This is a genomic window from Affinirhizobium straminoryzae, from assembly GCF_007004135.1.
GTDB classification, from domain to species: Bacteria; Pseudomonadota; Alphaproteobacteria; order Rhizobiales; family Rhizobiaceae; genus Neorhizobium; species Neorhizobium straminoryzae.
On the sequence record NZ_VJMG01000078.1, the window covers coordinates 50,024 to 71,454 of the forward strand.

The following is a 21,431-nucleotide window of genomic DNA, read 5'->3' on the forward strand; positions in this document are numbered from 1 at the left end:
TTTCCATGAGCGTGTTGACGTTCTGACGCTTGTGTCTTCCCGAGAAGCAAGCGTTTCCGCTCTGGCGCGCTTGGCAATGAGAATGACTTTGGGGGCAGGCGGAACCCGTGGGGACAGATCTTCGAGCGCCGCTCAAGGGCAAGGACGGGCGCCGGCGTGCGACCGGGTCCCGCCTGACGCTGGCGACCGTTCTGACGGGCCTCGGCGCTGCTGCCCTGCTCGGCGTTTCCTTCTATCTGATGCGCACCGCCGGATTGCCGCCCGGCGAACCCGTCGCAGTGACGCTTGCCGTGCCGCCGGCAGCGCCTGCGGCCCCGGCCCCGCTCCGTGCCACCTCTCCTCCGACTCCGTCAGTTTCTCCCGTTTCCGGCCAGTCCAGCGCGACTGTGGCACGCTCGGTGCCGGAGGATGGTTCCGTCGTGACCACCGTCTCGCCGCGTCTGCGCGATGGCAGCGGGCCAAAGCTGATCGATGCGCGTCTGGCGGGGCAGGACCCGCGCATGGCCGCCCAGCCGAATGAGGACCTGCTGGAAGAGACGCCCTTCGGCCGCCTGCCCGTGCGGGCGCCGGACGGATTGCGGCCGATGGACCAGTATGCACGGCCCTGGTCCGGAGCGCGCGGCAACCGCATCGCCATCGTCATCGGCGGGCTCGGCATCAGCCAGACCAGCACGCAGCGCGCCATCCGCACCTTGCCCGGCAGCGTGACCTTGGCCTTTGCGGCAAGCGGCAACAGCCTGCAGCGCTGGATGCAGGAGGCGCGCACCGGCGGCCACGAAATCCTGCTGCAGGTGCCGATGGAGCCTTTTGATTACCCGGCAAACGATCCCGGCCCCCTGACGCTGGTGACGGGCAAGCCTGCCGCGCAGAACCTGAAGGCGCTGCATCAGGCCATGGCGCGGATCACCAATTATACCGGCATCGTGAACTTTCTCGGCGGCCGCTATCTGGCCGATGCGGGCGCGCTCGAACCCGTTCTGAAGGATATTGCCGCACGTGGCCTGCTGTTTCTCGATGACGGCGCCTTTGCGCAGTCGAAGACGGAAACGCTTGCCCGCACCCTCGATCTGCCGCATGGCTTTGCCGATCTGACGCTGGATGGCGAATTGCGGCGCGATGCGATCCTGCGCAAGCTGGACGATCTGCAGCGGATTGCGGAGCGCCGGGGCAACGCCATTGGCATCGGCTCTGCCTTCGATGAGACAGTCGATGCCGTGGCCGAATGGATGAAACAGGCAGAGGGCAGGGGTATCGAGGTGGTCGGCGTGTCCGCCCTCGTCTCCGCGCCGCAACAACAGCAGTGAGGACTGGATGAGCCACGACAAACACCGCACGGCAGATGAACTGTCCTATCGCCCCTGTGTCGGCATCATGGTGCTGAACCGGCAGGGACTGGTCTGGGTCGGCAGGCGGCTCTCGGAAAACAACAGCGAGTCGGATGGCTCGCCGCAGCTCTGGCAGATGCCGCAGGGCGGCATCGACAAAGGCGAGGACCCGTTGAAGGCCGCCTATCGCGAACTGTTCGAGGAAACCGGCATGAAGACGGTTTCTCTGCTGGCCGAGGCGAAGGACTGGATCAATTACGATCTGCCGGCCCATCTGATCGGCATCGGTCTCAAGGGCAAGTTCCGGGGCCAGACCCAGCGCTGGTTCGCCTTCCGTTTCGAAGGCGAGGAGAGCGAGATCAACATCGAGAACCCGCCGAGCGGCCAGCACCAGGAATTCGACGCCTGGGACTGGAAGCCGATGGCGGACCTTCCTGGGCTGATCGTCTCCTTCAAGCGTCCGGCCTATGAGAAGGTCGTGGCAGAGTTTTCGCATCTGGCCGGTGTGCCGGGCTGAGGGCCAGCCCCTCGGCCGGACATCCGGTGAGGATTTTTCGGACGGGAGATGATCGGTTTCACGGCGCGTTATGCCGTGTCCGCTCAGGGGGATGTACGGCGCTCTGTGGCGTCAGGGCGAACCGCTGCCTTGCCGCAGCACCGCCCGGATCGCCACGGTGAGATGATCGATCACGGTTCTGACGGCCGGGGCATGGGTGAGGTCGCTGTGAACGACCAGCCAGGCCTCACGCATCAAGGGCGCGGCCTCCGGAAAGGCCAGCGCCAGCCCTTGGCGCTCCGGCTGCAGGAAATCCGGCAGCATGGCAATGCCGGCGCCGTGGCAGGCGAGCGCCATCTGCATCGCAACCTCGCCGGACCAGATGGCAAAGCGGCGCCCGGCGGCAAGCCTTTCCAGTTCGCGCTGCTGCGGCGACTGTCGCACCTCGCCATCCGAGCCGATGAACAGCCAGTCCTGTGGCTCGTTGGCCGCCAGATGCGCCGGGTCGGCATAGGCGCAAAAGGCAAGCGTTCCAAGCTTCGTCAGCGTCAGGTCGCCCTCGCCCGGTCGGCTGAGCCGGATGGCGATGTCCGCCTCGCGCCGGTTGAGGGCTGCGGTGCGGGCCTCGCCGAACAGCCGGATTGTCAGGCGCGGGTGATGCTGGCTGAGGCCGGCCAGCGCCGGTGCCACCACGATGCTGCCGAAGGCGGGCGGTGCCGAGATCGTCACCTCGCCCGAGACATCCTCCGCAGCCCCCCGCACGATCCGGGCGATTGCCTCGGCCTCCCCCTCCATCCGGCGGGCGATCGCGACGATCCGCTCTCCCTCGGGCGTCAGCCGCAGCTTGCGGCCGCGCCGGTCGACGAGTTTCAGCGAAAGGCTGCGCTCCAGCGCTTCGATGCGGCGGGAAATCGTGGCATGTTCCACGTGAAGCGCGCGGGCCGCAGACAGCAGGCTGCCCTGTTCGGCAAAGGCGGCAAAGTGCCGAAGATCGTCCCAGTCCATCCTCTTGCCGGCCTCGTCCGTTGTGCGTTTCTTCCCATGTGCTGGGCAATATAGAGGAATTTCGCACAGAGGGCACACATCGTACAGTCTGCCGTAAAGGAGATCAGCCATGACCCATGCAACGCCTTATTCCATGCAGGTGTCCGCCGTCGGCGGCCCCGAGGTTCTGCACGCCGTTCAGCTTCCGCGCCTGTTGCCCGGTCCGGGCGAGGTTCTGATCGCGCAGCGGGCGATCGGGCTCAACTTCGTGGACGTCTATCACCGCAGCGGCGCCTATCCGCTGCCTCTGCCGGGCATTCCCGGCGTGGAGGGTGCCGGTATCGTCGAGGCCGTCGGCGAAGGCGTCGATCATTTCGCGGTCGGTGAGCGGGTTGTCTATGCCGGGGCGGTTGGCGCCTATGCCACGCATCGCCTTCTGCCGGCCTGGCGGACGATCCCGCTTCCCGAGGCAGTGGCCTTCGAGCAGGCCGGCAGCAATTTGCTGCGCGGTCTGACCGCCCATATGCTGCTCTCGCATGTGTATCCGCTGCGGGCCGGCATGCGGGTGCTCGTGCATGCCGCGGCCGGCGGTCTGGGCTCGATCCTCGTGCGGCTGGCAAAGCGGCTCGGCGCAGAGGTCATCGCCACCGTCGGCAGCCCGGAAAAGGAAGCGCTGGCCCGCGGACATGGCGCCGATCACGTGGTCGTCGGACGCGACGTCGATTTCGCCGCCGAGGTGGCGGCGCTGACGGCGGGTGACGGCGTGCATCTGGCGATCGACGGCATCGGCGGCGGCACGCTTGCCGGGACGATCGCCTGCGTGCGCCCCTTCGGCATGACCGCCAGCATCGGTCAGGTGGCGGGCGTCGCGCCGCCGGTGCCGCTTGCCGCGCTGCGCTCCAATGCCCTGTCGCGCCCCAGCGTCATGGTCTTCAGCGCAAACCGGGAGGTCTATGGACCGGCGGTCGATGCCGTGCTGTCGCTGATGCAGGAGAACCTGTTCGAGGCGCCGCAGCAGGCCTATCCGCTCACGGAGGCTGCGCGGGCGCATGCCGATCTGGAGGCGGGCCGCATCACTGGCAGCGCCTGGCTCCGCCCCTGATTCAGCGGTGAGAGGAGGGCCGCGGACTATCCCTCCGGCCGACAGCGCTGGCATGCGGGCATGAAAAAAAGCCGGCTACACTCGATAGCCGGCTTTCGATGTGGCAAGAGAAAACCTTATTCGGCAGCGTCGGCGGATTCGGCGTTCAGCAGGCCGTAGCGCTCTTCGCCGAGCTTGTTGAGCAGCTCGATCTGGGTTTCGAGGAAGTCGATGTGGCCTTCCTCATCGATCAGCAGTTCCTCGAACAGCTTCATGGTGACATAGTCACCGGCCTCGTAACAGATGTCGCGCGAGGTCTTGTAGGAGGTGCGGGCGTCGTATTCGCCGGCGAGATCGGCTTCGAGCACTTCGCGCACGTTCTGGCCGATGCGCAGCGGTGCTAGCGTCTGCAGGTTCGGATGGCCTTCCAGGAAGATGATGCGTGCCACCAGCTTGTCGGCGTGCTGCATTTCCTCGATGGATTCGGCGCGTTCCTTCTTGGCGAGCTTGGTGTAGCCCCAGTCTTCGAGCAGACGGTAGTGCAGCCAGTACTGGTTCACTGCGCCGAGTTCGAGAAAAAGGGCCTCGTTAAGCCGCTCGATGACTCTTTTGTCGCCTTTCAATGTCCGCTCTCCTGTTGTCTTCATGGAACTTTCTGAGGCGAGACATATAATCGACAACCTCGGCTTCCGTCGAGTGGCGGCGCGCGTGATATTCTTCCGTGGCGCGGATGATCAGGTCGACGACATTGGGGAAACAGCCGCAGCAACGGCCGCGTTTCTGCATGGCGTGATACACCTTGGAAGGCACGATCAGCTGCCAACAGTCCTCATCGAGGAGGCCGTTGATCACGTCCCTGATCTCCCGATCGGTAATGTAATTGCAACTGCAGACGAGCATGCGTATTAGCCATCAAACATGATGTTGGATGTCCCCTTTTTGATAAACAGGACGGCAGATGTCAAGAAAAATGAATCGGCCCGCCGGCCTCGACGGGGCTGCCCGTCGGCTCTTGCCGCTCACAAGGGCGTGACGGGCGTTCGAGCAGGAGGCCGGAATTGGCGGAGGCCGTGGTTCTTCCGCCTTTTCAATGAAAATTGCGGCCCTTCGGCAGAACCCGCGCGCTCTCGTCGAGCGGGCCTTGCGCAGAGGCTGCGCGTTGCGCACTGGCCGCCTTGCGGGCCATCCTTTCCCGATGGTCGAGCGTGGCGCGCAGCACCTCGTCAGCGCGCTCGCAGACGCCGAAGCGGCGCTTCTCTGCCTGCAACAGCCCCAGCATCGGGGTGAGGTCCTCGATCTGGTCGGCGATCACGTGGATCACGTCGCTTTCCCGCTGCAAAAGTCCGCGAATGCGCACCAGCCGGGCCGCCATCACCACGGCGCGGTAACGGGCAAAGATCTTTGGCCGTACGATGATGTTGGCGGTGCCCGTCTCGTCCTCCAGCGTCATGAAGATCACCTTGGCCGTGCCGGGTCGCTGGCGGATCAGCACCAGCCCTGCCACCTCCACCCGGCGGTTCTTCTCGGCGGTTCTGAGGGTGGCCGTCGTTACCATCGCCCGCCCCGCAAGCTCCCCGCGCAGGAAGGAAACGGGATGCGCCTTCAGCGACAGAGTGAGGCTGCGGTAATCCTCGATCACCTGTTCGCCGGGTGGCATCTCCGGCAGGTCCATTGCCGGCTCCTGCTGCAGGTCCTCGTGGCCGGCCCGTTCGAACAGCGGCAGGCTGTCGCGGGCGCTTGCGGTATCGAGCGCCCGCACCGCCCAGAGCGCCTGGCGCCGGTCGAGCCCCATCGAGCGGAAGGCATCCGCCTCCGCCAGCTTTTCGATGGCGGCGCGGTTGAGGCCGGAGCGCTGCCACAGATCGCGGACCGAGCGATAGCCCTCGCCGCGCGCCGCCACCAGCTTTCCACGGATCTCGGTTTCCGACAGGCCCTTGACCAGCCGGAAGCCCAGCCGCACGGATTTTCGCGCCTGAATGACGGTGCTCATCTCCCGGTGCTGCGGCGCCATATGGCGGGCGTCGAACCGCTTGCCGTCTTCCAGGCTCGCGTCCCAGTCGGAAAGGTTCACATCGACCGGCAGCACCTCGATCCCGTGCTCGCGCGCATCGCGCACCAGCTGGGCGGGGGCATAAAAACCCATCGGCTGCGCGTTCAGGATCGCGGCGAGAAACACATCCGGATAGAGCGCCTTGAACCAGCAGGAGACATAGACCAGCAGCGCGAAGGAAGCGGCATGGCTTTCCGGAAAGCCGTATTCGCCAAAACCCTCGATCTGGCTGAAACAGCGCCTTGCAAAATCCGGGTCGTAGCCGCGGCGGATCATGTTGCCCACCATCTTCTCGCGGAAGTGATGAATGGTGCCGGTGCGGCGGAAGGTGGCCATGGCGCGGCGCAGCTGGTCGGCCTCGCTCGGCTTGAACTCGGCGGCGACGATGGCGATCTGCATGGCCTGTTCCTGGAACAGCGGCACGCCCAGCGTGCGCGCCAGCACGGCCTTCAGTTCCTCGCTGGGATAGGGAATGTCGCGGCCCCTCCGCTCATCCTCGCGGCGCTTCAGGTAAGGGTGCACCATGTCGCCCTGGATCGGGCCGGGGCGCACGATCGCCACCTCGATGACGAGATCGTAGAAAATGCGGGGGCGCAGGCGCGGCAGCATGCTCATTTGCGCCCGGCTCTCGATCTGGAAGACGCCCACCGTATCCGCCCGGCAGATCATGTCATAGACCGCGTCGTTCTGGTCGGCGAGGATCGAAGGCAGGCTTTCCGGCCGCCTGTAATGGCTTTCCAGCAGCCGGAAGGCTTTGGCGAGGCAGGTCAGCATGCCGAGTGCGAGAATATCGACCTTCAGGATGCCGAGTGTGTCGAGATCGTCCTTGTTCCATTCGATCATGTAGCGGCCGGGCATCGCCGTCGGCATGATCGGCACCACCTCGTCCAGCCGGTCGCGGGTGATCACGAAGCCGCCCACATGCTGGGTCAGGTGGCGGGGAAAATCCATCAGCTGGCGGGCATAGGTCAGCACGCGCTGTGTCGTCGCATCCTCCGTGTCGAGCCCTGCATTCTTCGCCTCCCGCTCCGACAGGCCGTCGGTCGACCAGCCCCAGACAGTGCTGGAAAGGGCCGATTGCACGTCTTCCGACAGGCCGAAGGCCTTTGCGACCTCACGGCCGGAGGAACGGGTGCGGTAGCTGGTGACGGCCGCCGCCAGCCCCGCATGCTCCCGCCCATAGGTGCGGTAGATGAACTGGATCACCTCCTCGCGCCGCTCGTGCTCGAAATCCACGTCGATGTCGGGCGGCTCGTCCCGCTCGGTCGAGAGGAAGCGGGCAAACAGCAGCGAGGATCTGCGCGGATCGACATCGGTGATGCCAAGACAATAGCAGACGATGGAGTTGGCGGCCGAGCCGCGCCCCTGGCAGAGAATGTCCTGCGAGCGGGCATAGTCCATGATGTTGCGCACGGTGAGGAAATAGGGCGCATATTGCTTCTCGCGGATCAGGTCCAGCTCCTCGCGGATCTGCCGGCGGATCGTGTCGGTGATTTCGTGTCCGAACCGTCTTTCCGCGCCGGCCTGCACCAACCGCTCCAGCGTTTCGGAGGGTGTTTCGCCGGCAATGCGTTCCTCCGGATAGTTGTGGCGCAGCTCGCGCAGCGAAAACTGCAGCCGCTCGAAGAAGCGGGTGGTTTCGGCCAGTGCCTGCGGATAGCGCCGGAAGATGCCGGCCATGCGGGAGGCAGGCTTCAGGAAACGTTCCGCATTGGCGGCAAAGCGGAAGCCTGCCTCTTCCACCGTCACATGCGCGCGGATGGCGGTCACCACATCGCAAAGCGGCCGCCGGCCCGGGTGGTGATAGAGCGGCTGGTTGGTGGCGATCAGCGGCAGCCGCGCCGCTTCGGCCCACTGGGCCACGCTGGCAAAGGCCAGCGAATCGCGCCCGTCATATTCGGCCGAAAGCCCCACGCTGAGATGCGTGCCAAAGCGTTCGCGCAGCCTGGCAAGCAGCTGCGCAAAGGCCTCGCCCGCTGCCGCATCATCAAGCAGATGGCGGCCCGGCAGCACGGCCAGCATCAGTCCATCGCCCCAGGTCAGGAGGTCGTCGAGAAACAGCCGGCAGTCGCCCTTGTCGCTGCGCAGGTTGCCGGCGCTCAGCAGCCGGCAGAGATGGCCCCAGCCGGTGCGGTTGCAGGCAAAGGCCAGCACGTCGGGCGTTGCGTCGGCAAAGACCAGGCGGGCGCCCGGCTGCACTTTCAGGTTCACGTCGTCCGGCAGATCGCGCAGCTTCGCATGGGCGCGCACCACGCCAGCCACCGTGTTGCGGTCGGCAATGCCAAGCCCGCAAAGCTCGCCGCATCTCGCCAGTTCGGCGGCGGCCTGCACCATTTCCTCCGGATGCGAGGCACCCTCCAGGAAGGAGAAATTGGTGCGCGCGCCGATCTCGCAGAAGGCCGGGGGCATCGTCATGCAAAGATCCCGTGCATGAACCAGCGCGGATGCGCCACCTCGTCATAGAGGCCCTGGCGATAGACCCAGAAGCGCTGGCCGCTGTCGGATTCCAGCCGGAAATAATCCCGCGTCAGGGCCTCCTCGCCGTCCCGCCACCATTCCGCCGCCAGCCGCTCCGGTCCTTCGGCCCTCAGCACCCGGTGGGTCAGCCGGCGCCAGCGAAAGCGCATCGGCGGGCCGTCCGGCACCTCCACCGCAAAGGTTTCCAGGAGCTCCGGCCGGGCAAACAGCCGAAGCGGCCGCTCCGCCCGCGACACGGTCACGCCCAGCGGCGGCGCCTCCCGCAGCGGAATGCGGGCCGGTGCCTGCCGCAAGGCGGGTTCCATGCGAAACGCCCGTTCCGGCACATGGCTTTCGCGCAGCTGGCAGGTCTGCAGGGCCTCCGGTCCCAGCCGGGCCGAGACCTGATCGACGAAATCGGACAGCGACAGGCTCCGGCGGTCATCGCCCTCGAAATCGCCCTGGGTGCTGTCGAACACCTCGTGGTGCAGCACATTGATGCGCAGGATCTCGAAACCGAAGCCGGCATCCAGATCGTCATGCAATCCCTTGAGCCGCTCGGCAAACAGCTTTGCGATGCGCGGCGGATCGCGCAAGGGCCGCGAGGCGCCGGCGCTCAGGCGAAACACCTGGCCATCCACGCGAAACAGCACCAGTTCGAACACGCGCCCGCCCGCCCCGCGCGCTTCCAGCCCCGGTTTCAGTCCTTCGGCGACGGTGGCGGCAAGGGCCAGGATGTCGTCTTGCGCCCGGATCGGTTCCGCCAGCCGCCGCTCCGCCGACAGATGCGCAACCGGCCGGCGCGGCGAGATCGGTTCCTCGTCGGCACCGGTCGCCTGGTCGAGCCGCAGCATCAGGTCCGCGCCGAAGCGGCGGGCGAGCGGCGCCCGCGGCGCCTCCAGGAGATCGCCCACCTGCCGGAGGCCCACCTTGTGGAGCGCCTGCACCAGCGTGTCGTCGAGGCGCAGCGCCGCGACTGGCAGCGGCGCCAGCACGCCCTCCTGTTCGTCCTCGGCGACGATCCGGTTGCCATCGAAACGGGCAAGCGCCCAGGAGAGGCCGGGGGCCGAGGATATCGCGCCGCGCACCGCAAGGCCCATCTGCGTCAGCCGGGTCAGGATCTCCTGCAGCATCGCCGCCTCGCCGCCGAACAGATGCGTGCAGCCGGTGATGTCGAGGAAGAGGCCGTCGGTGCCGTCCAGCCCGACCAGCGGGGTGAAGCGGTCGCACCAGTCGGCGAGCGCCTCCAGCAGGCGCCGGTCGGCGGCCGCATCCTCCTCGATGACGATCAGGTTCGGACAGATGGCGCGCGCTTCCGCCAGCCCCTGCCCCATGCGCAGCCCGGCGGTCTCTGCGGTTTCGTCGAGTGCCAGAAGACGCATGCCATTGTCACGCCGGCCGGCCACCACGACGGGTGTGTCGTCATGACGCCCGTTCGAACGCCCGTTCAAACGCCAGGACAGACCCCAGCGCCGGCGCAGGATCCGGTCGGTCGGCAGACGCGGAAAATGAAGCGCCAGAATGCGCGGCCTTCGGTTCGAAAGCCTGAGCCTGTCTTGCGGGGTCGAGAGCCAGGAAACGGCGGTCATGGGGGTTCCACTCCAGAAAGAAAGAGAGGGGAGCCGGGTTGCGGCTCTTCTCCAGGGTGAGACGGAAGACGGGATGGCCGATGCTGCCGCCGAGCATCGATCCGTCGGGAAGGCGCCGCGCAAGCGCCGGCGCCGGTTCGGCGAGGATGCGGAAGGCAGCACTCGATGCCTCCTCCTCGCCCGCCTGGCGCAGAAGCAGAAGCGGCCGCCCCGCCGCCTTTGCCCGAAGGCTCAGCCGGCGGCTTTCCGTCAGCCCGAAGGCGGCCGGATTGCCGCGTAGCTCGAGAAGCGTCGCGGCAAACAATCCGCTGTCCAGCGCCGCCTCCGCCAGCCACAGGGCATCCTCCAGCCGCTGCGGCAGCGCCTGGAAAAAGCGGCTGATGTCGAGCCCGAAAGCCTTCAGCCCGGGCGGATAGGGCAGGCCCGCCTCGCCTCTCCCCATCCGCTCGCCGATCCACAGGACGGGGCTGCCTGTCCCATCCGGCTCCGCAGCCTGCAGAAGGGCCGCGAGCGACAGCGCAAAACCGCTTGCCGCGCCGGCATGGCGAAAGCCGAGGCTGCGGATCTCGGTCAGTGCATCGCGCGGCAGGCCGCCCTCCAGCGCCTGATCGAAGGCCGCGACATCGGTTTTCAGCCGCGCCTCTTCTGCCCGCCCCTGCGGCGCGACCGCGCGATCCGGACATTCCGCCAGCCGTTCGGCCAGCAGCCCGGCCTCTGCGGCCGCCTGTTCCGGAAGAGCGCGGCCTTCCAGGCGGGCAATCGTTTCGCGCAGGGCAAAAACCCTCTCCTGCGCCAGGGCAGGTCGTGCCATGACGTCGGCTCCATTCGAAATGTTCACTTTATGTTCTTATGGATTCCAGAGGCCGGCGGAAGAGTCAACAGGGCGGCGCGCGAGATTCATTTACGCTGTGCGCCTGCTGCTTGAATCCGCTCTCGAAAAAAATTCTCAAAAACCTTATATGGCTCCCAAAAAGGAGCACACATGGCCCGTGTCGACCAGACCGATGATTGGCGGGATCGCCACGCCCCGACCATCAGCACGTTCGAATCGCTGGCAATCGAGGCCTATGGGAATCTGCCGCAGGAATTCCGCGCGCTGACCCAGGACCTCACCATCGAGATCGAGGATTTTCCGGATGACGACGTGTTCGAGGACATGGCGCTGGAAACCCCCTTCGATCTGCTCGGCCTGTTCGAAGGCCGCGGCATTTCCGAGCGCTTTACCGTGGAAACCGGCGAATTGCCGAACCGCATCCGCCTCTATCGCCGCCCGATCCTGGATTACTGGGCGGAGAACGAGGAGACGCTGGGCGATATCATCACCCACGTGCTGATCCACGAGATCGGCCATCACTTCGGCCTGTCCGATGACGACATGGAGCGCATCGAGGAAAGCGCCGAAGAGGCGGCCGACCGCACGGGCTGAGCGGGGCCAGCGCATCCCCTTCGCAAAGAGTGCCCCGGATCGGTCGTCATGTCCGGTCCGGGGCGGCACGTTCAAGGGGTCTTACTGTTCGCCGAGCTTCATGCTCGGGTCGTAGTCCTTGCCGTGAACGGTCTTTACCACGGCCTGGCCGCAATACATCCTGTTTTCGGCGTGGTTGAAGGAAAGGCTCGGCGCGCCGTGCAGTTCCCAGCCCTTGTTGAGGGCGTCGGTCACGCGGTGGCAGAAACTGGACTCATCGGGTCCGGTGAGGAAGCGGTAGACTTTCATGGCATTGTCTTTCTGTTTTCAAGGACCTGCACCAGAGCGAGCAGCCGTTCGGCCTCCTCCAGATGCAGGCGTTCGATCATGCGGCCGTCAAGGGTGATGACGTTCCGGTCTTCCGCCTCCTGCCGGGCAAAGGCGGCGGCGATGGCCTTCGCATCGGCGATCTCCTCGGCCGAGGGGGCAAAGGCCCGGTTGGCGGCGTCGATCTGGACCGGGTGGATCAGCATCTTGCCGTCGAACCCCATCTCGCGGCCCTGCCGGCATTCGGCCTCGAAGCCGTCTTCGTCGCGGAAATCGTTGAACACGCTGTCGATGACGCAAAGCCCGTGTGCGCGCGCTGCCAGCACCACCTGCATCAGCCAGGGGACCAGAAAGGCGCGACCGGGCCGCGGCAGCACGCGGCTTTCCTTGCGCAGGTCGTTGAGGCCGATCACGAAGGCTTGAAGGCGCCCTGCCCTGTCGCCTGTCGCGGCAATTGCCCCGGCCTCCAGGATGCCGCGAGCCGTTTCCATCATGGCCCAGATCGCCACCTCCGGCGGGCAGCCGGCGGTATCGAGCCTCTCCTGGACGAAGAGAATATCCTGCGGGCGCTCCACCTTCGGCAAAAGCACCGCATCCGGCCGGACCGCCAGCACCAGGTCAAGATCGGCGGCCGCAAAGGGGGAGGACAGGTCGTTGATGCGGATGATGCGGGTCCTGCCGTCGCGGGCAAGAGCGGGAAGACGCTCGCGCAGAGCCTCGCGCGCCTCGTCTTTCCGCTCGGGAAACACCGAATCCTCCAGGTCGAAGATCACGCCGTCGCAGGCAAGCTGCGGAACCTTGTCCAGGGCCCGCGGGTTGATGGCGGGGACGCTGAGCAGGGAGCGATAGGGACGCGGCGTGAGAGAAAGGGTGCTGGGCATCGCGACTTTGTGACAAGCTTCGGGATGAGACGCAAGAGCGCACAGCTGCCAAGGCACTTGCAAGTGGAAACGGAAAGGCCCACATTCACGCAAGAAGAAAGGTTCATAAAACCATGCAGAACATCCGCGCAGTTTTCCTCGGTCTCATCGGCATTGCGGCGATTGGTAGCCTTGTGGTGCTGACGGCTTCCATCACCCTCGCCTTTGCCGGCATGCTGGCCGTCTTCACCGTTGTGCGTGCGCTGACCCCGCGCCTGAAGCCGGCACCGGTGCGCGCCCGCGCCAAGGGCGCCCGCCCCGACATGCGCGTCTGGAACGACGGTCGCGGCACGATCATCGATCTCTGATCCACGGTCTTCGGCGGTCTTCCGCGAATCACCGTGTTTCCGCTGGCCGACCGGCCAGCGTGGCGTTTGACAGGTCACAGTACCGTTTGACAGGAATGTGACCTTCAAATTGTCCGGGAATTGGTCTATGGCAGCATCCGCATCAAACGTCTCGCGGAGGCAGGTCATGGAAAAATTCGTCAAGCTCACCGGCGTTGCTGCGCCGCTTCCGGTCGTCAACATCGACACGGACATGATCATCCCGAAGGATTATCTGAAGACCATCAAGCGCACCGGCCTCGGCAAGGGCCTGTTTGCCGAGGCGCGCTATCGCGACGACGGCTCGCTGAACCCCGATTTCGTGTTGAACAAGCCGCAATACCAGAGCGCCAAGATCCTGGTCGCCGGCGATAATTTCGGCTGCGGCTCCTCGCGCGAGCATGCGCCCTGGGCGCTTCTCGACTTCGGCATCCGCTGCGTCATCTCCACCTCGTTTGCCGATATCTTCTACAACAACTGTTTCAAGAACGGCATCCTGCCGATCGTCGTCTCCCCGGATGACCTCGACAAGCTGATGGACGATGCCTCGCGCGGCTCGAACGCGGTTCTGACGGTGGATCTGGAAGCCCAGGAAATTTCGGGTCCCGATGGCGGCAAGATCACCTTCGACATCGACCCGGCCCGCAAGCACATCATGCTGGAAGGTCTCGACGATATCGCCACCACGCTGAAGAGCGATGCGGCGATCGCGTCCTTCGAAACGAAGGTCCAGTCGGAGCGTCCCTGGCTCTGAGCCGGCCTCCGCGCCCTCGGTCTTCGGGGGCGTCCGGACGGTCTGAAACACTCTGCGCCTCGTCCTGCGGCAGGCTCGGTCGGGGTTTGGGGGAGCGTGCCCCTGAAGGCGCGTCATGGTGAGCCTGCCCAGTTCAAGGACACCGGATTTATGTCTCACTCGCTCTTCCTTCTTCCCGGCGACGGCATCGGCCCCGAGGCCATGGCCGAGGTTCGCAAGATCGTCGCCCACATGAACGAAGCCCTCGGCACCGGCTTCACCACCGATGAGGGCCTGGTCGGCGGCTCGGCCTATGATGCGCACGGCGTTGCCATTTCCGAAGAGGACATGGCCAAGGCCATGGCGGCCGATGCGGTTCTGTTCGGCGCCGTCGGCGGTCCGAAGTGGGATCACGTGCCCTATGAGGTGCGCCCGGAAGCCGGCCTCCTGCGCCTGCGCAAGGATCTCGAACTGTTTGCCAACCTGCGCCCGGCCATCTGCTATCCGGCGCTGGCCAGTGCCTCATCGCTGAAGCCCGAGCTGGTCGAAGGCCTCGACATCCTGATCGTGCGCGAGCTGACCGGCGGCGTCTATTTCGGCGAGCCGAAGACCATCACCGATCTCGGCAACGGCCAGAAGCGGGCCATCGACACGCAGGTCTACGACACCTACGAGATCGAGCGCATCGCCTCCGTCGCCTTCGAGCTGGCGCGCACCCGCAACAATACCGTCTGCTCCATGGAAAAGCGCAACGTCATGAAGTCGGGCGTGCTCTGGAACCAGGTGGTCACCGAAACCCACAAGGCGAAGTTTTCCGACGTGAAGCTCGAGCACATGCTGGCCGATGCCGGCGGCATGCAGCTGGTGCGCGCGCCAAAACAGTTCGACGTGATCGTCACCGACAACCTGTTCGGCGACATGCTGTCCGACGTTGCCGCCATGCTGACCGGCTCGCTCGGTATGCTGCCGTCGGCCTCGCTCGGCGCTCCGGATGCCAAGACCGGCAAGCGCAAGGCGCTCTACGAGCCGGTGCACGGTTCGGCGCCGGATATTGCCGGCAAGGGCATCGCCAACCCGATCGCCATGATCGCCTCGTTCGCCATGTGCCTGCGCTATTCGTTCAACATGGTGGCCGAAGCCGACCGCCTGGAAAAGGCGATCGCCAACGTGCTCGACAAGGGCATCCGCACCGGCGACATCATGAGCGAAGGCGCAACCCGCGTCGGCACCTCCGAGATGGGCGATGCCATCCTCGCAGAGTTCAAGGCGCTGTCTGCCTGATCAGGCAGGGTTCGGCGCTCTCTTGCGCCCTCTCATCGATCACATGCCCCGCCGTCGTGCGGGGCATTTTCATGTGTGCCGCAAGTCCGCCAAGGTCCTCGCATAGGAGCAGTCTCGTCCGTCGTGTGGATCAAGAGGGGCGGTCCATGGTTGCGTCGCCGTTGCGGCGCCCTATAACCCCTTCCGGGTGCGTTGCGGGATGCGCCCGGCCGCAAGAACATCGAGTGTGGCAGGCGGGACATTTCGTCCTTGATGTCCGGCTGATATGAAGCGCCGGGTGGCGGCCGGAAAGAAGGAATGGTAATGCGATCAAGCAGCAATTTCGGGCGTGCCATTGAGGATATCGCAGGCGGCTTGTCGCGCCGCGAGCTGTGGCTCTATCTCGGCTGGCAGGATGTGCGCAAGCATTACCGCCGTTCGGTCATCGGCCCCTTCTGGCTGACGCTTTCGATGGGTATCATGGTGCTTGGCATCGGTATTCTCTACTCGCAGATCTTCCGCATCGACGTACAGGTCTATCTGCCCTACATGGCGGTCGGCATCATCCTGTGGGGACTGATCGGCCGCCTGATCACCGATGCCTGCACCGTCTTCACGCAGGCCGGTGATGCGCTGCGCCAGATCAAGGTACCCCTCAGTGTGTATATCTTCCAGTTCGTCTGGAGTCAGATCCTCACCTTCGCCCACAATTTCGTCATCTACATCATCGTCGCCATCGTCTTTGCCGTGCCGCTTGGCTGGGATGCGCTGCTGGTCTTTCCGGGACTTGTCCTGATCGTCCTGAACGGCATCTTTGCCACGATGATCCTGGGGCCCGTCTGTGCCCGCTTTCGCGACGTGCCGATGATGATTGGCAGCCTGATGCAGCTCCTGTTCTACATGACGCCCATTGTCTGGCATGGCGAGCAGCTGTCGAAAGGGCTTTGGCTTCTGATGCTGAACCCCTTCTACCATTTCATCGAGATCGTCCGCCGGCCGTTGATGGGGCAGCCGAGCGTGCTGGAAAACTGGCTGGTCTGTGGCGTCATCACCGTCGTCATGGGCGCTGTCGCCGTGCTGTTCTTTGCCCGCTACCGGGCGCGTATCGTGTATTGGAGCTGATCCTTGGCCAGCATCACCCTTTCCGGGGTTGTCGTCGATATTCCGATCTATGACAACGGCAGCCGTTCGATCAAGAATAGCGTCCTGTCGGTGGCAACCGGCGGTCAGATCCGTCCGCGGGACGGCACCAACCGCATTGTCGTGCGTGCGCTCGATGCGCTGGATCTGCATGTCGCGCATGGTGACCGGGTCGGGCTGATCGGTCACAATGGCGCGGGAAAATCGACAATCCTGCGCGTTATGTCCGGCATCTATGAACCGACGGCCGGTTCGGTCTCCATCGACGGCGAGGTGGCCTCGATGTTCAACATCGGCTTTGGCATGGACCCGGATGCCACGGGCTGGGACAACATCATCCTGCGCGGCATGTATCTCGGTTTCAGTCGCCGCGAGATCGAGGCCCGCTCCCAGGAGATCGGCGAACTGACCGGACTTGGCGAGTTTCTCGACATGCCGCTCCGGACCTACAGCGCCGGCATGTCCACCCGCCTTGCCTTTGCCATTTCCACCGCCATCAGCCCGGAGATCCTTTTGATCGACGAGGGGATCGGCGCTGGCGATGCCGCCTTCCTCAGCCAGGCGCAGGAGCGCATGCGCAAGTTCATCGGCAAGGCCGGCATTCTCGTGATGGCCTCGCATTCCAACGATCTGCTGCTCTCCTGGTGCACCAAGGGCATCTGGATGGAGCATGGCCGCATCCGGATGCAGGGCAGGATTGACGAGGTCATCAAGGCTTACAAGGAATCACTGGCGGGTTAGAGGCGTGTGGCCGCACGGGGAGAAGAGCGGCCTTTTCGCCCCTGTGCATGGTTTTGGCTTCCGAATTGGCCTAAGAGGATTTGCGTGCCGCAAATCGCGGTTGTGGAACGGCTTGGAGAGACGGGACGGCATGACGATACTGGTGACGGGTGGGGCAGGCTTCATCGGAAGCAATTTCGTGCTGGACTGGCTGTCCGGCAGCGACGAGGCGGTCGTCAATGTCGACAAGTTGACCTATGCCGGTAACCTGCAGAACCTGGAATTGCTTGCCGGCGACGACCGGCACGTCTTCGTGCGCGCCGATATCGGTGACAGCCAGGTCATCGCCGATCTCCTGGCCCGTCATCAGCCGCGCGCAATCGTCAATTTTGCCGCTGAATCGCATGTGGACCGCTCCATTCACGGGCCGGCCGATTTCATCGAGACCAATGTGGTCGGCACGTTTCGCCTGCTGGAGGCGGTGCGGGTCGACTGGGCGGCGCGCTCGCCCGAGGCCCGCCAGGGCTTTCGCTTCCTGCATGTCTCGACCGATGAGGTCTACGGCTCTCTCGCCGCAGAGGATGCGCCGTTCCGGGAAACCAATCGCTACGAGCCCAACAGCCCCTATTCGGCCAGCAAGGCGGCCTCGGATCATCTGGTGCGCGCCTATCACCACACCTACGGCCTGCCGGTGCTGACCACCAATTGCTCCAACAATTACGGCCCCTACCATTTCCCGGAAAAGCTCATCCCGCTGTGCATCCACAATGCGCTGGCGGGCAAGCCGCTGCCGATCTATGGTGACGGTCAGCAGATCCGCGACTGGCTCTACGTGACGGACCATTGCTCTGCCATTCGTGCGGTGCTCGAAAAGGGGCGCCTTGGCGAAACCTACAATATCGGTGGCTGGAACGAGAAGGCCAATCTGGACGTGGTGCGCACGCTCTGCGCCGTTCTGGATGAGCTGAAGCCGCGCGCCGATGGCCTCTCCTATGCCGAGCAGATCCGCTTCGTGACCGATCGGCCTGGTCATGACCGCCGCTATGCGATCGATGCCACGAAGATCGAGCGTGAGCTCGGCTGGCGGCCGGCAGAGACCTTCGAGACCGGCATCGCCAAGACGGTACGGTGGTATCTCGATCATCAGGACTGGGTCGAGAACGTCACCAGTGGTGCCTATCAGCGCTGGATCGGCCAGCAATACGGAGCCTGAGCCATGCGCATTCTTCTGACGGGCCGCAATGGTCAGGTGGGGTTCGAGCTGCAGCGCGCGCTGGCGCCGCTCGGAGAGGTCCTTGCCTTCGATCGCGCCGGTCTCGACCTTGCCGACGAGACGGCGATCCGTGCGCGGCTGCGTGACCTGCGGCCGGATGCGATCGTCAATCCGGCCGCCTATACTGCTGTCGACCGGGCGGAAACCGACAGCGAAACGGCCGAGGCGATCAATGCGGTCGCACCGGGCGTTCTCGGCGAAGAGGCGGAGCGGCTCGGGGCGCTCGTCATTCATTATTCCACCGATTACGTGTTCGATGGGCAGGCAACCGGTTTCCAGCGTGAGGCGGACCCGACCGGCCCGCAGGGCGTCTACGGCCGCACCAAACTTGCCGGAGAACAGGCGCTGGCCCGGACCGGCGCGCGCCACCTGATTTTTCGCACCAGCTGGGTGTTCGGTGCGCATGGGGCCAATTTCCTGAAGACCATGCTGCGGCTTGCCGCAGAGCGCGAGGCTCTGTCGGTTGTGGCAGACCAGATCGGCGCACCGACTGCAGCCAGCCTGATTGCCGATGTCACCGCACATGCGCTGCGCCAGGCGCTGCGGGAGCCTGCCTCCGTGCCGGATGGCGTCTATCATCTGGCGGCTGCCGGCGAAACCAGCTGGCATGCCTATGCATCCCACGTGATTGCCGGGGCGAGAGCCGCCGGCCGGCCCATTCGCGTCGCCGAGGATGCCATCCGGCCGATCCCCGCTGCCGACTATCCGACACCCGCCCGGCGGCCGGCCAATTCACGGCTCGATACGGAAAAACTCCGCAACACCTTCGGTCTCGTCCTGCCCCACTGGCGGGATGGCGTCGATCACGTTCTCCAGCAGATACTCTAGGGCAGCCATGACATCACGCAGAGGTATCATTCTCGCAGGCGGGGCCGGCACACGCCTTCATCCTGCAACACTGGCCATCTCCAAGCAGCTGCTGCCGGTCTACGACAAGCCGATGATCTATTATCCGCTGACCACGCTGATGCTGGCGGGGATCCGCGAGATCCTCATCATCTCGACGCCGCAGGATACGCCCCGCTTCGAGTCCCTGCTGGGCGATGGCTCGCAATGGGGCATCAGCATCGACTATTGCGTGCAGCCGAGTCCCGATGGGCTCGCGCAGGCGTTCATCCTCGGTCGGGATTTTCTGGGCGATCGGCCAAGCGCGCTCGTGCTCGGCGACAACATCTTCTACGGTCACGATTTCCAGAAGCTGCTGCGCAATGCCGCAGCCGGGGAGGCGGGAGCCACTGTGTTCGCCTACCACGTGAAGGATCCGGAGCGGTATGGTGTCGTAGCATTCGATGCCGAACGCCGGGCGCTCTCGATCGAGGAGAAGCCGCAGGTTCCGAAATCGAACTATGCAGTGACGGGGCTCTATTTCTATGACAATCAGGTCTGTGACATCGCCGCCAGCATCCGTCCGTCCGCGCGGGGCGAGCTGGAGATCACCGATCTCAACAATGTCTACCTCGCGCGCGGCCAGCTGAATGTCGAAATCATGGGGCGCGGCTATGCCTGGCTCGATACCGGCACTCATGATTCGCTGCTGGAAGCCGGCTATTTCATCGCCACCATCGAGAAGCGTCAGGGGCTGCGCGTCGCCTGCCCCGAGGAAATTGCCTACCGCGCCGGCTGGATCGATGCAGCGCAGCTGGAGGCGCTGGCAAAGCCGCTGCTGAAAAGCGGCTACGGCGCCTATCTGCAGACCATTCTGAAAGAGGACGTGTTCTGATGCAGGCTGTGAGAACCGCCATTCCCGATGTCGTGATCCTCGAGCCGAAGGTGTTCGGCGACGAGCGCGGCTTCTTCTTCGAAAGCTTCAATGCACGGCAGTTTCGCGAGGCGACCGGCCTTGAGCGTAGCTTCGTGCAGGACAATCATTCGAAATCGGCCAAAAACGTGCTGCGCGGCCTGCATTATCAGCTGCACCAGCCGCAGGGCAAGCTGGTGCGCGTGGTGCAGGGTGCCGTCTTCGATGTCGCCGTCGATCTGCGCCGGTCGTCATCGACCTTCGGCCACTGGGTGGGCGTCATGCTTAGCGCTGAAAACCGCCGGCAGCTCTGGGTGCCGGAAGGCTTTGCCCACGGCTTTCTGGTGGTGAGCGACAGCGCGGAGTTCCTCTACAAGACCACCGATTTCTATGCGCCCGAACATGAGCGCAGCATCCTCTGGAATGATCCCGCCATTGGCATCGAGTGGCCGGTCGAGGCAGCGCCGACGCTGTCGGCCAAGGACGCGGCGGCCGTCACGCTGGAGCGTGCCGAAACCTATCCGTAATCGTCGTTTGCGCAGGCTGCGGCCTCAGACGATCCGCCAGCCGAACTTGCGATAGAAGGTCAGGGCGGATCGGGCGAATTGCCGGATGTGCCAGAACCCCTTGGCCCCCGCATTGCCGCCGCCATGCACGATCCGCACCTGCGGGACATAGGCAATGCGGGTCATCCGGCCCGCCCGCAGCGACAGGTCGAAATCCTCGAAATAGAGGAAATAGTCCGGATCGAAACCCTTGAGTGCCCTCAGCACCTCGCTGCGGAAGAGCATGAAGCAGCCGCTGACGATCGGCGGATCCCAAGACACCGCGTCTGGCGACATGTCCGCCATCTGGTAGTGGTCGAGCCTGCGGCGAAACAGCCGACGCAGACCGGCCGGTGCAAATCCCCGCAGTGCGAGATCGACCAGTGCCGGATAGCGCTTGCAGAGAAACTGCCGCTGCCCGTCGCGCCCTTCGGCGAAGGGTGTCAGAAGCCCGCAGTCCGGATGGGCCTCCATGAAATGGAGTGCTTGCGCCAGTGCGTCCGGTGCCATCTCCACATCGGGGTTCAACACCAGATGGAAGCGGCCGAGACGGTCCAGGACCAGATTGTTGGCGCGGCCATACCCAACATTGCCCTGTCCGGCGATGACGCTGACCGGCAGGCCGGCAAAGCCTTGCGCGATGCGGGGGGCGAGATCGGAGGGCGACGAATTGTCGATGATGGTAATGGCGACAGGGCCGGCGAGGTGGCTGGCCGCAAGGGCGAGGCTTGTCAGCGTTCGCTCCAGCTCCGTCCGGTCGGGTCGGTAGGTGACGATCGATACCGAAAGGCTGGGGGGTGCCATGGTGTCTCTTTCCACCGTGCCTGTCATCGAGCCGACCATGGCTGCAGAAACCTTGCTGTCCGCCACCTGTGCGTCTTCCTTCCTGTTGCGCATCCTGTGGTCTAGGGGCCAACCGTTGGCGCATCAATGCCTATCATGATCCGGATAGTCGCTTCCCGGCGTGGATATGGCAGCGAACTGTGGCAAGGCGAGGGGGAGCGGTCAAATGCAGCGGGAATGTTCCGCCTGGCGTCCGTCTCCTGCGTCAAGTGTGCATGG

Annotated in this window: 22 protein-coding genes; 13 read left to right on the forward strand and 9 right to left on the reverse strand. The window is 64.8% G+C overall.

Going from position 1 to position 21,431, the window contains the following annotated elements:
• Positions 1 to 107 precede the first annotated feature (107 nt).
• Together FNA46_RS22800 and FNA46_RS22805 are read left to right on the forward strand one after the other, a co-directional pair.
• On the forward strand, positions 108 to 1,304 hold the full coding sequence (locus FNA46_RS22800) for a divergent polysaccharide deacetylase family protein (protein WP_246103308.1): 1,197 nt from the start codon (positions 108 to 110) through the stop codon (positions 1,302 to 1,304).
• Between the two features lie 7 nt (positions 1,305 to 1,311).
• Positions 1,312 to 1,842 carry an RNA pyrophosphohydrolase gene (locus tag FNA46_RS22805; RefSeq protein WP_143127516.1) on the forward strand — a complete coding sequence of 177 codons (531 nt, stop codon included), beginning with the start codon at positions 1,312 to 1,314 and terminating at the stop codon, positions 1,840 to 1,842.
• Positions 1,843 to 1,953: 111 nt separating this feature from the next.
• Here the strand turns inward: FNA46_RS22805 and FNA46_RS22810 are convergent, their stop codons facing one another.
• Positions 1,954 to 2,826, reverse strand: coding sequence for a LysR family transcriptional regulator (locus tag FNA46_RS22810; protein WP_143127517.1), 873 nt, complete (start codon positions 2,824 to 2,826; stop codon positions 1,954 to 1,956).
• A gap of 109 nt (positions 2,827 to 2,935) precedes the next feature.
• Here FNA46_RS22810 and FNA46_RS22815 point away from each other — a divergent pair, with 109 nt between their 5' ends.
• Complete coding sequence (locus FNA46_RS22815) at positions 2,936 to 3,907, forward strand: quinone oxidoreductase family protein (protein WP_210245915.1); 972 nt, start codon at positions 2,936 to 2,938, stop codon at positions 3,905 to 3,907.
• 116 nt (positions 3,908 to 4,023) lie between these two features.
• Here the strand turns inward: FNA46_RS22815 and bfr are convergent, their stop codons facing one another.
• From bfr to FNA46_RS26465, 5 genes are all read right to left on the reverse strand, one after another.
• Positions 4,024 to 4,509, reverse strand: coding sequence for a bacterioferritin (gene bfr, locus FNA46_RS22820; RefSeq protein ID WP_143127518.1), 486 nt, complete (start codon positions 4,507 to 4,509; stop codon positions 4,024 to 4,026).
• Positions 4,475 to 4,786 carry a (2Fe-2S)-binding protein gene (locus FNA46_RS22825; protein ID WP_143127519.1) on the reverse strand — a complete coding sequence of 104 codons (312 nt, stop codon included), beginning with the start codon at positions 4,784 to 4,786 and terminating at the stop codon, positions 4,475 to 4,477. The genes bfr and FNA46_RS22825 overlap by 35 nt, the downstream gene beginning before the upstream one ends.
• A gap of 187 nt (positions 4,787 to 4,973) precedes the next feature.
• On the reverse strand, positions 4,974 to 8,351 hold the full coding sequence (locus FNA46_RS22830; protein ID WP_143127520.1) for an error-prone DNA polymerase: 3,378 nt from the start codon (positions 8,349 to 8,351) through the stop codon (positions 4,974 to 4,976).
• On the reverse strand, positions 8,348 to 9,775 hold the full coding sequence (locus FNA46_RS22835) for a Y-family DNA polymerase (RefSeq protein ID WP_246103318.1): 1,428 nt from the start codon (positions 9,773 to 9,775) through the stop codon (positions 8,348 to 8,350). The genes FNA46_RS22830 and FNA46_RS22835 overlap by 4 nt, the downstream gene beginning before the upstream one ends.
• 40 nt (positions 9,776 to 9,815) lie before the next feature.
• On the reverse strand, positions 9,816 to 10,793 hold the full coding sequence (locus FNA46_RS26465) for an ImuA family protein (RefSeq protein ID WP_246103312.1): 978 nt from the start codon (positions 10,791 to 10,793) through the stop codon (positions 9,816 to 9,818).
• A gap of 171 nt (positions 10,794 to 10,964) precedes the next feature.
• Here FNA46_RS26465 and FNA46_RS22840 point away from each other — a divergent pair, with 171 nt between their 5' ends.
• Positions 10,965 to 11,408, forward strand: coding sequence for a metallopeptidase family protein (locus FNA46_RS22840; RefSeq protein ID WP_143127522.1), 444 nt, complete (start codon positions 10,965 to 10,967; stop codon positions 11,406 to 11,408).
• Between the two features lie 81 nt (positions 11,409 to 11,489).
• Here FNA46_RS22840 and FNA46_RS22845 read toward each other — a convergent pair whose 3' ends face one another.
• Together FNA46_RS22845 and FNA46_RS22850 are read right to left on the reverse strand one after the other, a co-directional pair.
• Positions 11,490 to 11,696 carry a DUF1737 domain-containing protein gene (locus FNA46_RS22845; protein ID WP_143127523.1) on the reverse strand — a complete coding sequence of 69 codons (207 nt, stop codon included), beginning with the start codon at positions 11,694 to 11,696 and terminating at the stop codon, positions 11,490 to 11,492.
• Positions 11,693 to 12,595: an HpcH/HpaI aldolase/citrate lyase family protein gene (locus FNA46_RS22850; protein ID WP_143127524.1), complete on the reverse strand. Its 903-nt coding sequence runs from the start codon at positions 12,593 to 12,595 to the stop codon at positions 11,693 to 11,695. The genes FNA46_RS22845 and FNA46_RS22850 overlap by 4 nt, the downstream gene beginning before the upstream one ends.
• A 113-nt stretch (positions 12,596 to 12,708) precedes the next feature.
• On the opposite strand from FNA46_RS22850, the gene FNA46_RS22855 reads away from it, so the two are divergent.
• From FNA46_RS22855 to rfbC, 9 genes are all read left to right on the forward strand, one after another.
• Positions 12,709 to 12,942: a hypothetical protein gene (locus FNA46_RS22855; RefSeq protein ID WP_143127525.1), complete on the forward strand. Its 234-nt coding sequence runs from the start codon at positions 12,709 to 12,711 to the stop codon at positions 12,940 to 12,942.
• 166 nt (positions 12,943 to 13,108) lie between these two features.
• Complete coding sequence (gene leuD, locus FNA46_RS22860) at positions 13,109 to 13,714, forward strand: 3-isopropylmalate dehydratase small subunit (RefSeq protein ID WP_143127526.1); 606 nt, start codon at positions 13,109 to 13,111, stop codon at positions 13,712 to 13,714.
• Between the two features lie 150 nt (positions 13,715 to 13,864).
• Positions 13,865 to 14,974, forward strand: a complete 1,110-nt coding sequence (leuB, locus tag FNA46_RS22865) for a 3-isopropylmalate dehydrogenase (protein WP_143127527.1) — start codon at positions 13,865 to 13,867, stop codon at positions 14,972 to 14,974.
• Positions 14,975 to 15,271: 297 nt separating this feature from the next.
• Complete coding sequence (locus tag FNA46_RS22870) at positions 15,272 to 16,075, forward strand: ABC transporter permease (protein ID WP_143127528.1); 804 nt, start codon at positions 15,272 to 15,274, stop codon at positions 16,073 to 16,075.
• Between the two features lie 3 nt (positions 16,076 to 16,078).
• On the forward strand, positions 16,079 to 16,834 hold the full coding sequence (locus FNA46_RS22875) for an ABC transporter ATP-binding protein (protein ID WP_143127529.1): 756 nt from the start codon (positions 16,079 to 16,081) through the stop codon (positions 16,832 to 16,834).
• Positions 16,835 to 16,964: 130 nt separating this feature from the next.
• Positions 16,965 to 18,026, forward strand: coding sequence for a dTDP-glucose 4,6-dehydratase (gene rfbB, locus FNA46_RS22880; RefSeq protein WP_143127530.1), 1,062 nt, complete (start codon positions 16,965 to 16,967; stop codon positions 18,024 to 18,026).
• Positions 18,027 to 18,029: 3 nt separating this feature from the next.
• Positions 18,030 to 18,914 (forward strand): dTDP-4-dehydrorhamnose reductase, encoded by an 885-nt coding sequence (gene rfbD / locus FNA46_RS22885; protein ID WP_143127531.1) that lies wholly within the window; start codon positions 18,030 to 18,032, stop codon positions 18,912 to 18,914.
• Between the two features lie 7 nt (positions 18,915 to 18,921).
• Complete coding sequence (gene rfbA, locus FNA46_RS22890; protein WP_143127532.1) at positions 18,922 to 19,806, forward strand: glucose-1-phosphate thymidylyltransferase RfbA; 885 nt, start codon at positions 18,922 to 18,924, stop codon at positions 19,804 to 19,806.
• Entirely contained in the window at positions 19,806 to 20,351 is a 546-nt protein-coding gene (gene rfbC, locus FNA46_RS22895; RefSeq protein ID WP_143127533.1) for a dTDP-4-dehydrorhamnose 3,5-epimerase, read from the forward strand. Before rfbA ends, rfbC begins: the two co-directional genes overlap by 1 nt.
• Positions 20,352 to 20,375: 24 nt before the next feature.
• Here the strand turns inward: rfbC and FNA46_RS22900 are convergent, their stop codons facing one another.
• Positions 20,376 to 21,239: a glycosyltransferase family 2 protein gene (locus FNA46_RS22900; protein ID WP_246103314.1), complete on the reverse strand. Its 864-nt coding sequence runs from the start codon at positions 21,237 to 21,239 to the stop codon at positions 20,376 to 20,378.
• Between the last annotated feature and the right edge of the window lie 192 nt (positions 21,240 to 21,431).